Source organism: Hydrogenophaga sp., assembly GCF_011772445.1.
Classification (GTDB): Bacteria; Pseudomonadota; Gammaproteobacteria; order Burkholderiales; family Burkholderiaceae_C; genus Hydrogenophaga.
Genome location: NZ_WVZN01000044.1, coordinates 17980 through 32838, shown reverse-complemented (window position 1 = coordinate 32838; position 14859 = coordinate 17980). Strand labels below are relative to the sequence as shown.

14 protein-coding genes are annotated in these 14859 nt (G+C 67.0%); 10 read left to right on the top strand and 4 right to left on the bottom strand.

Features of this window, described 5'->3' with window-relative positions; all coding sequences use genetic code 11:
• Positions 1-94 precede the first annotated feature (94 nt).
• The 6 genes from GTO19_RS17290 to GTO19_RS17265 are packed head-to-tail and all read left to right on the top strand — an operon-like array spanning position 95 to position 6778.
• A complete protein-coding gene (locus GTO19_RS17290) occupies positions 95-970 on the top strand; it encodes a branched-chain amino acid ABC transporter permease (protein ID WP_291020260.1) in 876 nt (291 codons plus the stop codon).
• Positions 971-979: 9 nt separating this feature from the next.
• Entirely contained in the window at positions 980-2056 is a 1077-nt protein-coding gene (locus GTO19_RS17285) for a branched-chain amino acid ABC transporter permease (RefSeq protein WP_291020257.1), read from the top strand.
• A 5-nt stretch (positions 2057-2061) separates the two neighbouring features.
• Positions 2062-2889, top strand: coding sequence for an ABC transporter ATP-binding protein (locus GTO19_RS17280; protein WP_291020254.1), 828 nt, complete (start codon positions 2062-2064; stop codon positions 2887-2889).
• Positions 2886-3674, top strand: a complete 789-nt coding sequence (locus tag GTO19_RS17275; RefSeq protein ID WP_291020251.1) for an ABC transporter ATP-binding protein — start codon at positions 2886-2888, stop codon at positions 3672-3674. Before GTO19_RS17280 ends, GTO19_RS17275 begins: the two co-directional genes overlap by 4 nt.
• Positions 3675-3696: 22 nt before the next feature.
• Positions 3697-5553: a long-chain fatty acid--CoA ligase gene (locus tag GTO19_RS17270; RefSeq protein WP_291020248.1), complete on the top strand. Its 1857-nt coding sequence runs from the start codon at positions 3697-3699 to the stop codon at positions 5551-5553.
• Between the two features lie 49 nt (positions 5554-5602).
• Complete coding sequence (locus GTO19_RS17265; protein WP_291020245.1) at positions 5603-6778, top strand: ABC transporter substrate-binding protein; 1176 nt, start codon at positions 5603-5605, stop codon at positions 6776-6778.
• A gap of 137 nt (positions 6779-6915) precedes the next feature.
• Here GTO19_RS17265 and GTO19_RS17260 read toward each other — a convergent pair whose 3' ends face one another.
• Complete coding sequence (locus GTO19_RS17260; RefSeq protein ID WP_291020243.1) at positions 6916-8313, bottom strand: ATP-binding protein; 1398 nt, start codon at positions 8311-8313, stop codon at positions 6916-6918.
• A 110-nt stretch (positions 8314-8423) separates the two neighbouring features.
• Here GTO19_RS17260 and GTO19_RS17255 point away from each other — a divergent pair, with 110 nt between their 5' ends.
• Positions 8424-8828 (top strand): DUF2784 domain-containing protein, encoded by a 405-nt coding sequence (locus GTO19_RS17255; protein ID WP_291020241.1) that lies wholly within the window; start codon positions 8424-8426, stop codon positions 8826-8828.
• Here the strand turns inward: GTO19_RS17255 and GTO19_RS17250 are convergent.
• The gene (locus tag GTO19_RS17250; RefSeq protein WP_291020238.1) at positions 8809-9789 is read right to left on the bottom strand and encodes an amidohydrolase family protein; all 981 of its coding nucleotides are present in this window, start codon (positions 9787-9789) and stop codon (positions 8809-8811) included. The genes GTO19_RS17255 and GTO19_RS17250 overlap by 20 nt on opposite strands.
• Before the next feature lie 136 nt (positions 9790-9925).
• Between GTO19_RS17250 and GTO19_RS17245 the strand changes: the two genes are divergently transcribed.
• Together GTO19_RS17245 and GTO19_RS17240 are read left to right on the top strand one after the other, a co-directional pair.
• Positions 9926-10903 carry a Bug family tripartite tricarboxylate transporter substrate binding protein gene (locus GTO19_RS17245; protein WP_291020235.1) on the top strand — a complete coding sequence of 326 codons (978 nt, stop codon included), beginning with the start codon at positions 9926-9928 and terminating at the stop codon, positions 10901-10903.
• A gap of 117 nt (positions 10904-11020) precedes the next feature.
• Positions 11021-11755: an HNH endonuclease signature motif containing protein gene (locus tag GTO19_RS17240; RefSeq protein WP_291020232.1), complete on the top strand. Its 735-nt coding sequence runs from the start codon at positions 11021-11023 to the stop codon at positions 11753-11755.
• A gap of 52 nt (positions 11756-11807) precedes the next feature.
• Here GTO19_RS17240 and GTO19_RS17235 read toward each other — a convergent pair whose 3' ends face one another.
• Together GTO19_RS17235 and GTO19_RS17230 are read right to left on the bottom strand one after the other, a co-directional pair.
• The gene (locus GTO19_RS17235) at positions 11808-12179 is read right to left on the bottom strand and encodes a hypothetical protein (RefSeq protein WP_291020229.1); all 372 of its coding nucleotides are present in this window, start codon (positions 12177-12179) and stop codon (positions 11808-11810) included.
• An 88-nt stretch (positions 12180-12267) separates the two neighbouring features.
• Positions 12268-12729: a MarR family winged helix-turn-helix transcriptional regulator gene (locus GTO19_RS17230; RefSeq protein ID WP_291020227.1), complete on the bottom strand. Its 462-nt coding sequence runs from the start codon at positions 12727-12729 to the stop codon at positions 12268-12270.
• Positions 12730-13066: 337 nt separating this feature from the next.
• Between GTO19_RS17230 and GTO19_RS17225 the strand changes: the two genes are divergently transcribed.
• Complete coding sequence (locus GTO19_RS17225; RefSeq protein WP_291020225.1) at positions 13067-14821, top strand: tannase/feruloyl esterase family alpha/beta hydrolase; 1755 nt, start codon at positions 13067-13069, stop codon at positions 14819-14821.
• The last annotated feature ends 38 nt before the right edge of the window (positions 14822-14859 follow it).

The following is a 14859-nucleotide window of genomic DNA, read 5'->3' as shown; positions in this document are numbered from 1 at the left end:
TGCCGATGGGGGAGAACCCCTAGCGGCAGTCCCGGGGAGGACAGCTATAAATCTTCAGCCCCCCGGTGGCAATACAACGACAGGAGACAGTTCCGTGCAACTGCTGCAACTGCTGATCAGCGGGGCGGCCCAGGGATGCATCTACGGCCTCATCGCGCTGGGCTTCGTGCTCATCTACAAGGCGACCGAGACCGTGAACTTCGCGCAGGGCGACCTCATGATGGTGGGCGCCTTCGGCGGCCTGCTCACCATGACGCTGCTGGGTTTCCCCTTCTGGCTCTCCGTCGTCGCCGCCATCGCGGGCATGGCCCTGTTCGGCATCGCGCTCGAACGCCTGGTCATCCGCCCCATCCTGGGGCAGCCCGCCTTCTCCATCGTCATGCTCACCATCGGCGTGGGCTACCTGCTGCGCGGGCTCATCACCATGATCCCCACCATCGGCACCGAGACGCACACGCTGCCGGTGCCCTACGCAGGGCAGGTGCTCAAGCTCGGCGCGCTGGTCATCTCGGCCGAGCAGATCGTCGTGATCGGTGCCACCGCCGTGCTCTGCGCCTTGCTGTTCGCCATGTTCCGCTACAGCAAGCTGGGCATCGCCATGCAGGCGGCGTCGCAGAACCAGCTGGCCGCCTACTACATGGGCATTCCGGTCAAGCGGCTCAACGGCCTGGTGTGGGGCCTGGCGGCCGGCGTGGCGGCCATCGCGGGCCTGCTGCTGGCGCCCATCACCTTCGTGCACGCCAACATGGGCTTCATCGGCCTCAAGGCCTTTCCGGCGGCGGTGGTGGGCGGCTTCGGCAGCCTGCCCGGCGCCATCGTGGGCGGTCTCATCATCGGCATCGTCGAGGCCGTGGCCGGCTTCTACCTGCCCGAGGGCTTCAAGGACATCGCGCCCTACATCGTGGTGCTGATCATGCTGGTGCTCAAGCCCAATGGGCTGTTCGGCGAGAAGCTGAGAAAAAAAGTCTGAGGCCGAACGATGCGATTCCTCTTCAAGACCCAATACGACCAGGACATCCGCCTCGCCAAGCACGGCGGGCACCTGTTCTGGTACGGCCTGCTGTGCCTGTTCCTGCTGGTGGCGCCCTGGGCGATCGACGAGTACTGGCTGGCCCAGCTCACCTTCGTGCTGATCTACGGCATCGTGGGCCTGGGCCTGATGCTGCTGGCCGGCTTCACGGGGCTGTTCTCGCTCGGCCATGCGGCCTTCCTGGGCGTGGGCGCGTACACGCAGGCCGTCATGGTGAATGCGGGCGTGCCCTTTCCCATCGCCCTGGCCTGCGCGGGCCTGCTGGCGGCGGCCGTGGGTGTGGTGGTGGGCCTGCCGGCGCTGCGCGTCAAGGGCATCTACCTGGGCATGGCCACGCTGGCCTTCGGCTTCATCGTGGAAGAAGGCATCGCCCGCTGGGAGTCCGTCACCGGCGGCAACAAGGGCCTCATCGTGAACCCGCCGGCCCTGTTCGGCTGGGAGCTCTCCTCCACCAGCGCCTTCTACTTCCTCTGCCTGGTGGTGTGCGTGCTCAGCACCCTGGCCATCGTCAACCTCATGCGCTCGTCCACCGGCCGCGCCTTCGTCGCCATCCGCGACTCGGAGATCTCCGCGCAGAGCATGGGCATCCATCTGGCGCGCTACAAGACCCTGTCCTTCGCACTGTCGGCCGCGCTGGCGGGCCTGGGTGGCGCGCTGTACGCGCACAAGATCCAGTTCCTCTCGCCCGAGCAGTTCTCCATCATCCAGTCGATCGACCTGCTGCTCATGGTCGTCATCGGCGGGCTGGGCTCCATCCACGGCGCCTTCCTCGGTGCCATCTTCCTCATCGTCATGCCGCAGCTCATCGCGCTCGGCAAGGACGTGCTGCCCGAGGCCATCGGCCAGTCCGCCGGCCTGCAGGGCGCGGTGTACGGCGCGGTCCTCATCGCCTTCGTGCTGTTCGAACCCATGGGCCTGTACGGGCGCTGGCTCAAGATCCGCGCGTACTTCCAACTCTTCCCGTTCTACCGCCAGGGCATGTTCAAGCGGCAGAAGGCGTTCCAGAAATCCGACCGCTTGAAGTGAACGCGATGAACGACGACACCCTGCTTTCGGCCAAGAACCTCAGCGTGCGCTTCGGCGGCGTGCTCGCGGTCAACAACGTGAGCTTCGACGTGAAGAAGGGCGAGGTCTTCACCCTGATCGGCCCCAACGGCGCGGGCAAGACCACGGTGTTCAACCTCATCAGCCGCATCTACACGCCCACCACGGGCACCATCGACTACGCAGGCCACGGGGGCCCCGTGCGCCTGACGGACCAGGCGCCGCACACCATCGCGCGCCTGGGCATCGCGCGCACCTTCCAGAACATCGAGCTGTTCGAACACGCCACCGTGCTGCAGAACCTGCTGATCGGGCGCCACACGCACCGCCGCACCGGGCTCTGGAGCGAGCTCTTCTTCACGCGCAAGACCCGCGCCGCCGAGATCGAGGCGCGCGAAAAGGTCGAGCACGTCATCGACCTGCTGGACCTGCAGCACCACCGCGAAAGCCTGGTGGCCGGCCTGCCCTACGGCGTGCGCAAGGTGGTGGAACTGGCGCGCGCCCTGTGCACCGAGCCGCGCCTGCTGCTGCTCGACGAGCCCTCCTCCGGCCTGAACGTGGAAGAGACCGAGGACATGGCCTTCTGGATCACCGACATCAAGAACGAACTCGGCGTCACGGTGCTGATGGTGGAACACGACATGAGCCTGGTGTCCAAGGTGTCCGACCGTGTGCTGGCCATGAGCATGGGCACCGAACTGGCCACCGGCACGCCGGCCGAGGTGCAGGCCGACCCCGGCGTGATTGAAGCCTACCTGGGCAGCGTGGACGACGTGTCCAGCCTGCGCCGCGAAAACGCGAAGGTGCCTGCATGAGCGTCCCCACCTCCGACGCCCCCGTCCTCAAGCTCTCCAACGTCGAGAGCGCTTACGGCCCCATCAAGGCCATCCGCGGCGTGAGCCTGCAGGTGCGCCGCGGGGAGATCGCCACCGTGCTGGGCAGCAACGGCGCCGGCAAGACCACCATCCTCAAGACCATCAGCGGCATCATCGACCCGCGCAAGGGCTCGGTGGAGTTCAAGGGCGAGAACATCACCGCGCAAGACCCGGCGCACATCGTGCAGCAGGGCCTGCTGCACGTGCCCGAGGGCCGCGAGGTGTTCCCCCTGCTCAGCGTGCGCGACAACCTGCTCATGGGCGCGTACACCCGCAAGGACCGCGACGGCGTGGCACGCGACATGGACATGGTGTTCGGCTACTTCCCCATCCTCAAGGAACGCGCCGCGCAGGACGCCGGCCTGCTCTCGGGCGGCCAGCAGCAGATGCTGGCCATCAGCCGCGCGCTCATGGCCAACCCGGACCTGGTCCTGCTCGACGAGCCCAGCCTGGGCCTCTCGCCCAAGCTCACCAAGGAGATCTTCGAGATCGTGGTGCGCATCAACCGCGAGCGCGGCACCACCATCCTGCTGGTCGAGCAGAACGCCAACATGGCGCTCAACGCGGCCGACTACGGCTACGTGCTGGAGAACGGGCGCATCGTGATGGAAGACACCTGTGCCCACCTGCGCGAGAAGGACGACATCAAGGAGTTCTACCTCGGCATGAAGGAAGCCGGCGTGCGCGCCGACCGCCGCTGGAAGAAAAAGAAGAACTGGCGCTGAGCGGCGACGAAGGGAACACGACATGAGCACCCTCTGGGACCTCTCCCACATCCAGCCCGAGACGCGCATCGTCCTGGACGGCGACACCATCCCCGCACTGTTCTGGAACGCCGTGAAGGCGCGCGGCCCGAAGGTGTGGATGCGCCAGAAAGACATGGGGCTGTGGCGCAGCTGGACCTGGGACCAGACCGGCCAGGCGGTGCGCGAGATCGCCCATGGCCTGATGGCCCTGGGCTTTGCGCCGAAAGACACCGCCTCCATCCTGTCCAACACCACCATCGAATGGGTGCTGACCGACCTGGCCGTGCTCAGCGCGGGTGGCGTGGCCAACGGCATCTACCCCACCGACGCGCCCGATCAGGTGCACTACCTCTGCGAGGACTCGCGCACCTCCGTGCTGTTCGTGGAAGACGAGGAACAGCTCGACAAGGCCCTGGCCGTGCGGGAGCGTTTGCCGCTGCTCAAGAAGATCGTGGTGATCGACATGGAAGGCCTGCGCGATTTCCGCGACGGGCAGGTGATCAGCCTGGACGCCTTGCGCGCCCTGGGCCGCGAGCACCTGGCACAGCACCCGCAGATGCTGGAACAGCGCGTGGCCGGCGTGCGCGCCGAGGACCTCGCCATCCTCGTCTACACCTCGGGCACCACGGGCAAGCCCAAGGGCGCCATGCACTCGCATCAGGGCCTGGTCTACACCGTGCGCGGCTACAACACCCTCATCGCGCGCGACGAGAACGACGAGTGCATGTGCTTTCTTCCCTTGTGCCACATCGCCGAACGCATGGGCGGCGAGTACTTCTCGCTCTACACCGGCGCGCGGCTCAACTTCGTCGAGAACCCCGAGACCGTGCCCGAGAACGTGCGCGAGATCGCGCCCACCGTCTTCACCGCCGTGCCGCGCGTGTGGGAGAAGTTCTACTCCGGCGTGATGATCGCCCTGAAGGAGGCGAGCCGCCTGCAGCAGGCCGCCTACGCCTGGGCCATCGGCGTGGGCCAGCGCGTGGCCGACCACGTGCTCAAGGGCGAGGCCGTGCCCGCCGGCCTCAAGCTGCGCTTCCGGCTCGCGCGGCTGCTGGTGCTGGACAACGTGCGCAAGCTCATCGGCATCCACCGCTCGCGCTTCCTCGTCACCGGCGCGGCCCCCATCTCGCCCGAACTCGTGCGCTGGTACCTGGCCCTGGGCGTGCCCATGCTCGAGGTCTGGGGCATGACGGAAACCTGCGGCGCCTCCACCGGCGTGCCGGCGCAGCGCATCAAGCCCGGCAGCATCGGCCCGGCCGCCCAATACAACGAGGTGAAGCTGGACCCGCAGACCGGCGAGATCCTGGTGCGTGGGCCCAACGTGTTCATGGGCTACCTGAACCTGCCCGAGAAGACCGCCGAGACCATCGACGCCGACGGCTGGCTGCACACGGGCGACGTGGGCGTGGTGGACGAGGAAGGGTTTTTCCGAATCACCGACCGCATGAAAGACATCATCATCACCGCGGGGGGCAAGAACGTCACGCCCAGCGAGATCGAGAACCAGCTCAAGTTCTCGCCCTACATCACCGATGCGGTTGTCATCGGCGACCAGCGTCCCTACCTCACGGTGATCATCATGATCGACCAGGAGAACGTGGAGAAGTTCGCGCAGGACCACGACGTGCCTTTCTCCAACTACGCCAGCCTCACGCGCGCCCCCGAGGTGCAGGCGCTCATCCAGGGTGAACTCGACCGCGTGAACAGGAAGTTCGCGCGCGTCGAGCAGGTTAAGAAGTTCTTCCTGCTCGACACCCAGCTCACCGCCGAGGACGAGGAACTCACCCCCACCATGAAGCTCAAGCGCAAGCTGGTGCAGAAGAAATACGCCGACCGCATCGAGGCGATGTACCAGTGAGCGGCCGCCCCCTTCCCTCCCTCATCACCACCACCAGGAGACTCAAGCGATGAAGACCACACTGAGCCTGATCGGCGCGGCAGTCGCGCTGACCGCCGGCAGCGCGCTGGCGCAAAGCCAGGGCGTGAGCAAGGACGAGATCGTCCTCGGTTCGATCCAGGACCTCTCCGGCCCCATCGCCGGCTTCGGCAAGCAGGTGCGCCTGGGCATGATGCTGCGCGTGGACGAACTCAACGAGCAAGGCGGCGTCAATGGCCGCAAGATCAAGCTCATCGTCGAGGACAGCAAGTACGACCCGCGCAACGCGGTGCTCGCGGCGCAGAAGCTGGTCAACCAGGACAAGATCTTCATGATGGTGGGCCACATCGGCACGGCGCAGAACATGGCCGCCATGCCGGTGCAGTTCCAGAAGAACGTCATCAACTTCTTCCCCGTCACGGCCGCGCGCGAGATGTACGAGCCCTTCCACAAGCTCAAATACAGCTTCGCCGCCACCTACTACGACCAGATGCGCGTGGCCGTGCCCCGCCTGGCCAAGGAAAAGGGCGCCAAGAAGATCTGCACCATGTACCAGGACGACGAGTTCGGCCTGGAGGTCAAGCGCGGTGCCGAGGACGGCCTCAAGGCCGCCGGCATGTCGCTCGCGGTGGAGACCAGCTACAAGCGCGGTGCCACCGACTTCTCGTCCCAGATGCAGAAGCTGGCCTCCGAGCAGTGCGACATGGTGGTGCTGGGCACCATCATTCGCGAGACCATCGGCGGCATTGCCACGGCCAAGCGCCTGGGCTTCAACCCCACCTTCATCGGCTCCAGCGCCGCCTACACCGACCTGATCCACAAGCTGGGCGGCCCGGCCATGAACGGCCTGTACGCCACCATGACGGTGCAGCACCCCTACCTGGACGCGGCCTCGCAGCCCATCCGCTTCTGGGCCAACAAGTACCAGACCAAGTTCAACGAGGAACCCACGGTGTTCTCGGTCTATGGCTACTCGGCCGTCGACGCCTTCATCCGCGCCGCCACCAAGGCCGGCCCCAACCTCACCACCGAGAGCTTCATCAAGGCCATGGACACCATGACCATTCCGCCCGACATCTTCGGCAGCGCCGAGATGACCTTCACCGCGCAGAAGCGCCTGGGCAGCAACGCCACGCGCATGTCCGTGCTGGAGAACAACCGCTGGAAGGTGGTCACGGAGTACATGAACACCAACGCCGCCAAATGAGGCGCCAGCCAAGGGGTTCTGGAGGAACGACAGCTTCCTGAGACTTCGCGCCGCCCGGTCAACGGGCCATGCGCGGCAGCCGCCGGTGTTGCAAGCCCCGGTGGCTTTTTTTTGTCTGCGCGCTCTGTGCGACTGGCTCAGGTGGCTGGCAAGGTCCACCAGAAGCGCGCGCCCTCGCCCACCCGGCCGGTGGCGCCCACCTCGCCGCCGTGCTCCTGCACCACGCGCCTGACCACCGTCAGGCCCAGGCCGGTGCCCGGCACGGCCTCGCCGGCCAGGCGGTTGAAGGGCTGGAACAGCTCGCCCGCGCGCGACTCGTCGAAGCCGGGGCCGTTGTCGCTCACGGCGAAGCGCCAGCGGCCGTTCTCGCGCTGCGCGTGCACATCCACCGCCAAGCCGGGGCGGCCCTGGCCGTACTTGAGCGCGTTGCCCACCAGGTTGGTCACCACGTGCGCCATCAGGCCGCGGTCCACCTCCACCACGGGCAGCTGCCCCACGCGCACGGCCTGCTGCGCAGTGGGGTACTCCATCGCCAACTGCTCCACGCACTCGCGCACCAGCTCGTTGAAATCCACCTGCGCCTTCTGCAGGGCCTGCTGCTCCACGCGCGCCAGGTCCAGCAGATCGCTCACCATGCGGCTGGCGCGCAGCGACTCATGGCCCAGCTTGCGCACCAGCGGCAGGGCCTGCACGGGCTGGCCCTCCTCGATCGCTTCGCGCGCCATCTCGCTCAGCCCGTGGATGTTGCGCAGCGGGCCACGCAGGTCGTGCGACACCATGCCCGAGAAAGCGCGCAGGCCCTGGTTGAGCGCCTCCAGCTGCGCGGTGCGCTCGTGCACCGTGCGGTCCAGGTTGTCGGCCAGGCGCTTCAACGCGGCCTCGGCCCGCTCGCTGCGGTACAGCTCACGCGCCAGGCGGCGCGCGTCGCGCTGCAGGATCAGCGTGAGCACGAAGAAATACACCACCACGATGGGCAGCGGCGTGAGCTCCCGAAACGCCTTCACGTCCATGCCCACGCGGATGGCGGCAAACAGCAGCAGCGGCTGCACGAGAAACGCGCCGGCCAGGGCCAGTTGCCCGGACCAGCGCTCGTTCCACCAGTGCCAGAGCAACCAGACGGCCGCTGCCAGCAGCAGGCTCGCCGAGGCCAGCGGCCCGCGGAAGGGGTGGTCGCGCAGCACGGTCACCACCAGGGCGACCCAGGCCATGCCCAGCGCGCACAGCAGGAAGAAGCGCCGCCACTGGTGATCGCTGCGGTGCGACAGGTAGGTGTGCAGGCCCACCAGCAGCGCGGCCAGCGAGACAGCCACCATCAGGGCGGCCGGCGGGCCCACCCCCTCGGCCGTGACGCCGAAGAACTTCTGCGCCACGCGAAACGCCACCGCGGTCAGGCCGAACAGCATGGCCGAGCCCGCGAGCCAGCGCACATAAGGCCAGGAATCCTCGTGCGCATAGGCGATGAAGATCACCCCCAACAAGGCCACCAGGGCGCCTGTCATGAAGCGCAGATCACCGAACAGCGTGAGCCAGTCCATCCTCTCTCCACAGCCCGAACGGCGGCAGTGTGACATATGGATACATCCGCGCCACCGGGTTCTCACGGAGGGGTGTTCGCGCCGCAACGGTGCGGTGAACACAATGGCCCATGAGCCCCGACACCGCCCGCTGGCTGGCCGACGCCCTGCTCGCCCTTCACGTGGGCGTGGTGCTGTTCGTGGTGGGCCTGCTGCCGCTGGTGCTGGCCGGCGGCGCCCTGGGCTGGCGCTGGGTGCGCCGCTTCGGCCTGCGCGCCGCGCACCTGGGGCTGATGCTTTTCATCGCGGCCCAGGCCTGGCTCGGCCAGTTGTGCCCGCTGACCGTGTGGGAACAGGACCTGCGCCGCCTGGCCGGCCAGAGCGGCTACCGCGAGAGCTTCATCGAGCACTGGCTCTCGCGGCTGCTGTATTGGGAGGCGCCGTGGTGGGTGTTCGTGGCGGCTTACACCGCGTTCGCGGGGCTGGTGGGGTTGGCGTGGTGGTGGGTGCGGCCGCTCAAAGCCCGAACACCTTGAGCGCATTCCCCCCGCGCACCGCCTCGCGCGCCTCCGCCCCCAGCGTGTCGATCTTGCCCAGCGCACCTTTCACGTCGTGCACCTGGTGCGGCCAATCGGTGCCCAGCATCACCTGCGAAGCGCCCACGACCGACACCAGGTACTGCAGCGAGCGCGGGTCGTAGGTGATGCTGTCGTAGTAAATGTGGCGCAGGTAGTCGGTGGGCTTGCGCTTCATGCGCCGGCGCTGGGGGATCTCCACCTCGTCGCCCTTCTCGAAACGGCCCACCAGGTAAGGCAGCGTGCCACCGCCGTGCGAGGCGATCAGCTTCATGTTCGGGAAGCGGTCGAAGAAGCCGTCGAAGATCATGCGCGTGAAGGCCAGCGTGGTGTCGAACATGAAGCCCACCGACCAGCTCAGGTCGTACTTCGTCATGTCCATCAGGTCCACGCCCGGCGGGTCCGTGGGGTGCACCAACACCGGCAGACCGCGCCGGTCGATGGCGGCCCACACGGGTTCGAAAAACGGGTCGGTGAGGCTGCGGCCGGAGATGTTGGCCAGCACCATCACGCCCACCGCGCCGTTCGCACAGGAGCGCTCCAGCTCCTGCACCGCGCGCTCCGGGTACTCCCACGGCAGCGAGGTGAACCAGCGGATGCGGTCCGGGTACTGCGCCTGCGCGCGCGCCATCGCGTCGTTCGACTCCACCGCCGCCTGGCAGCTCGTGGCCTCGTCGCCCCAGTACACGTTGGGGCAGGTGAGCGACACGATGGAGATGTCGATGCCGGCCGCGTCCATCTGCTGGATGCGCAGCGCGTAGTCGAAGTGGCCGGGCTGGGGAATGGCCACCGGCGTGTCGCCGCGAAAGATCTCGTCCTGCCCGTCGGGCCGGCGCTGGATGTTGTAGGCCCCGCCCTTGGCCTTGAGCAACTCCAGCCAGGCGGGCGTGTACATGTGGGTGTGAACGTCGATGACGGGCATGTCTTGTCTCCGGTGTTGTTGTGTCGCGGGTGGCGTCGTCGCGCAACCGTTAGCAAGCATACCTTCACGGGTAAACACGCATGCGTCAGTGTGGTGCGAAATCCCAGAATCGGTGCATCACAACGAGGAGACACGCATGCAACGCCGACACTTCCACGCCCTGGCGGGCGCTGCCCTGCTGGCCGCCGCCCAACTGGGCCTGCCGCAACTGGCCCAGGCGCAAGACGCAGGCACCCTGCGCGTGTGGGTGGGCTTTCCGCCGGGCGGCTCGGTGGACACGGTGGCGCGCATCGTGGCCGAGAAGATGAAGGACACGCTCAAACAGAACGTGATCGTGGAGAACAAGCCGGGCGCGGGCGGGCGGCTGGCGCTGGGCGAATTGCGGCGCGCCGCGCCGGACGGCAACACCATCATCCTGGCGCCCAGCGGCGCGCTGGTCATCTCGCCCTACCTCTACAGCAACGTCGGCTACGACCCCCTCAAGGACTTCAGCCCCATCGCGCGCGCCACGGTGTTCGACTTCGCCGTCACCGCCGGCCCTGGCGCGCCGCAGGGCAAACTCAAGGACGTGCTGGACTGGATGAAGGCCAACCCCACCAAGGCCAGCTACGGCACCTCCGGCGCGGGCACGGTGCCGCACTTCGCCGGCCTGCTCATCGGCCAGGCCACGGGCATTCCCATGACGCACGTGGCCTACCGCGGCGGCGCGCCCGCCGCGCAGGACCTGCTGGGCGGGCAGATCCCGCTGATGGTGGACACGGCATCGGAGACCATCGAACACCACCGCGCCGGGCGCCTGCGCATCCTCGCCGTGACGGGCGAACAGCGCTCGGCCGCGCTGCCCGACGTGCCCACGCTCAAGGAGCAAGGCATCAACATGGCGGCCGACGCCTTCTTCGCCTACTTCGGCCCGGCGGGCCTGAACCCGCCAACCGCCGAACGCATCAGCCAGGCGGTGGGGCAGGCGCTGGCCGACCCGGGCATCCAGGAAAAGATCCGTGGGTATGGCCTGGTGCCCAGCCACGCGGGGCCGGCGGCGACGGGGGCGATGGTGGCGGAGCACCTGAAGCGGTGGGAGGCGCCGGTGAAGGCGTCGGGGTTTAAGCCGGAGTGAGGGTGCCCTCGCGTGAGGACGCGTATCGCCACTCCTTGAATTTCACCCACACGGTATACCCGTACCCGGTATAAACGCGCGCAGAACGGCGATCCCCGCCGGATCGTCAATGCGCCAATGCCCGAAGGACCTCACGAAGCGCCGCCACCCCAACTCCTTCGAACAGAAGAAGCTTGGAGCGATGCTGAACTCAAGGCCACGCTGGAGGCCTACAAGCGGCTGCTGAACGGTGAGCGCCTTAGCAAGGCCGGTCTCTACCGTGAGTTGAGCCAACGGTTCTCGCGCGCCCCCGGTGCGTACGAACGGCGGATGCAAAACATCTCAGCCGTTCTGAGCGAACGGGGCCAACCTTGGGTTCCAGGGCTCAAGCCTCAAAAGAACGTTGGCGCGAACGTTCGTCCTCGTCTCGAACGCCTCATGCAGGAGATCCTGGTTGGGGACAGCGACACCGGAACGGCCTATGAACCGGAGGTGCTCGCCCTGCTGAATCAGCCCCACTTACCCGTCCCGTCGGGGCAACAAAGGCCCGCGACGAGCACGAAACTGGTCACCGACCATGCACGTGATGCGGCGGTCAAGGCTTGGGTGCTCAAGAATGCCCAGGGCATGTGCGAATGCTGCGGAAAGTCAGCGCCCTTCCGAACGGTGAATGACCTGCCCTATCTTGAAGTTCACCATGTCAGAACGCTCGCCAGTGGCGGTGCAGACACCGTGGACAACACAGTCGCGATCTGCCCGAACTGCCATAGAGAGTTGCACCACGGAACTGGTGCACTCGAGCTCAGAGCTAGGCTCTATGCAAGGGTGGATCGCCTAAGGGTTGAGCCTTCAGACAGGTTGAAAACGTCATGACTTTTCAACAAGGAAGGACATTTTCAACCTCGGGGTGTCCTGCGACGTCTTTTCACCCCCGCCGCCCGTAGCGACCCGCCCGCTGCTTTCGCTGTTCCTCCCTCGTGCGCTGCCGTTCCCCGATGTCGAGCGTCTCGTCGCGTCGGTTCAACAGTTCGGCAGCGACGCGAGCGTCCGGGTCCTTGGCCAGTTGCTCGGCGGCGATCCGCTCACCGAAAAAATCGGCCAGTTCGATCGGCGGGCGGTTCTGAGGGCCGTCTTGCGTCGGCGGCAGCGTCAAGCGGACGCCGGGCTTCTTGTACAAGGCTCGGCTTTCCTCGCTGTCGGGGTCTAGTTCGGCCGCGGCGATGTCCGCATTGACGGTGCGGATCGGGTCGCCGCGCTGGGTCTGAGCTAGCAAAGGAGACGGAGGGCGGATCTTCATGCGGGAGAAGTGCAGACGGCGACGGCCGAGGGAGGCCGTGAGTGACCGGTGGCGCGCTTTGGTTGCAAGGCGCACGGGACCCGACACCTCAGGTTTCCGCGCCAGGCGCACGTCCCGGCGCATGCCGCGAACGCGCCAGCTTGTGCAGCAGCTCGGCCAACATCATCTGCTCGGCCGCGCTCAGGGTCTTGAAGGCCGCACGCTCGCTGTCCAGCAGGCGCGCCGTCAGGTCAACCGCCAGCGCCTCGCCCGCTTTCGTCAACCGAAGGTGCTGCCCGCGGCGGTCGTTTTCGTTCGCTTCGCGAACGATCAGCCCACGGCGCACCAGCTTGTCCAGGCCGGTGGTGATGTACGGCGCGCTCAAACCGAGGGCCTTGGCCAACTGCGCGGGTGACACCCCCGGGTTGCCATGCACGAGGGCCAGCAGGGTGTATTCGACCGTGCGCAGGCCATGCGGAATGCCCGCCACGTCGTCGAAAGCGGCAATGGTCACGATGGACGCCTGCGCGAGCTGGTAGCCCACCAGCCACTGCAGATCCCCTTCGTTCAAGCGGCCCGCCGGCGTGGAGACGTCGGCCGGCCTGGGGTCCTCGGACCGGGGCCGGGCCGCATTCGCCGCATTCGCCGCGGGTGCCGCAGCGCGGCGCGCGGCCGCCGGCGCAGCGGGCGCTTTCTGTTTCGTTGTGGCGTTGCGCGCCGTCATGAGCACTCACTCCTCCATGCGGGCACCACCAAGGCGCCGCCATGCGGAACCGATTCTGCCCGCTCGTGAAAGTCGGTCTCGCGGGTATTCACCTATCCAGAAATTTAGTTAAGCAAACTAACCTTTTGTTGAGGCCGCAACGACAAGCGGTCCATTTCGCATCAAACAATCCGAGGAGACAAACATGACCTACTTTTTGCGATCGGCCCTCGCGTTGGCCGGTAGCGCAGCCCTGTTGGCGGCTTGTGGAGGGGGAGGCGGTGACGGAGGGGGGAGCGGCGGGCCTGCCGCTCCCCCGCCGGCCGAAGCCAGCCTGTCCATTCCCGCACCGGGTTCCCTGCTGCCAGCGGCCAGCGACATCTCGATCGCCCAGGCCGATTGCTCGGCCGCGAAGCTGGGCACGTCCATTGCGCCGGCCGACATTGGCGAGCCCGTGGCCGCGGTGACGCTGAACGCGCCCACCTGGACCGCCGCCGCTGGCGGCAACCAGGCCTACTGCTCGATCACCGGCGCCATCTACGCGGTGGACCCGAGCGCGCCCGTCATCAACTTCCGCGTCTCCCTGCCGGAGAACTGGGCGCGGCGTGCGGTGCACACCGGTGGCGGCGGCATGAACGGCTTCCCGCCGGGCAACCCTTCGGCGGCGATCCTGGGCTTGCGCGCGGCCACCTGGGGCAGCGATTCGGGCCACAGCTTCATGGACACCAACTGGGCGCTGAACGAAGAGGCCATGAAGAACCTGGGCTTCATGCAGATGAAGAAGACCCGCGACGTGGGCGTGACGCTGACGCAGCGCATGTATGGCGAAAAGCCGCGCTTCACCTACTGGCAAGGCGGCTCGCAAGGCGGCCGCGAAGGCCTGACGGTGATGCAGCGCTACCCGCAGGACTACGACGGCGCCGCGCTTACCGTGCCCATCGTCAGCTTCTCGACGCTGACGCTGGCGCCCGAGCTCATCCGCATTCAGGAGAAGCCGCTGGCCAACTGGGTACCGCCGGTGAAGGTGGCCGCCATCCGCACGGAGTTCATGCGCCAGTGCGACAAGCTCGACGGCCTGGTCGACGGCATCATCAACAACTACACGGCCTGTCGCGACATCTTCAACGTCAAGGCCGGCGCACCGGGCCGCAATCCCTGGCTGGACAAACGATGCCCCGGCAACGTCGATCCCAACCCGACGGACAACACGGCCACCGCCTGTTTCACCGACGGCCAGATCGAGACCCTCAAGTTCATCTATTCGCCCTACGCGTTCGCCACGCCGCTGGCCAACGGCACCACGTCCTTCGGCATGTGGGCCCCCACCACCGATCCGGGCGGCTCGGGCCTGCTGATCAATACGCGCCACGTGGGACAGGAAGGGGCCGATCCCGGCGCCACCATCCACAGCCACCTGGGCATCCTGGGAGTGACGGGCTTCCTGTTCAAGGACCTGAACGCCAACCCGCTGGACTACGTGGAAGGCGGCATGCTGAACGCGCGCCGCGTGGAGATCTCGCGGCACCTGGACGCGACCAACCCCGACCTGTCGACCTTCTACAAACGCGGCGGCAAGGTGCTCATCACCATCGGCAGCAACGACAGCCTGGCCTCCACGGGCGCGCAGTTGGACTACTACCAGTCGGTGCTGGACAAGATGACCCGCCCGGTGGTGGACGCCTTCGCGCGCCTGTGGGTGCTGCCGCAGACGGGTCATGGCCTCAGCGGCACCAACCTGGCCGTCGATGGCGACGGCAACGCCATCCCCTCGGTGGCCATTCCCAACAGCTTCAACGGGCTGCAGATGGTGGTGGACTGGGTGGAGAAGAACGAAGCGCCCAGCAAGAACCCGACCGTGACGGCCGGCGCCAAGTCCCTGCCCATGTGCTCGTACCCGCAACACCCGCAGTACCAGTCGGGCGACGTGGCGCTCGCCGCCTCGTACACCTGCGCTGACTGAGGTCTCGCACCCCGGACAGTCGCAAGCCCCGCATCCGC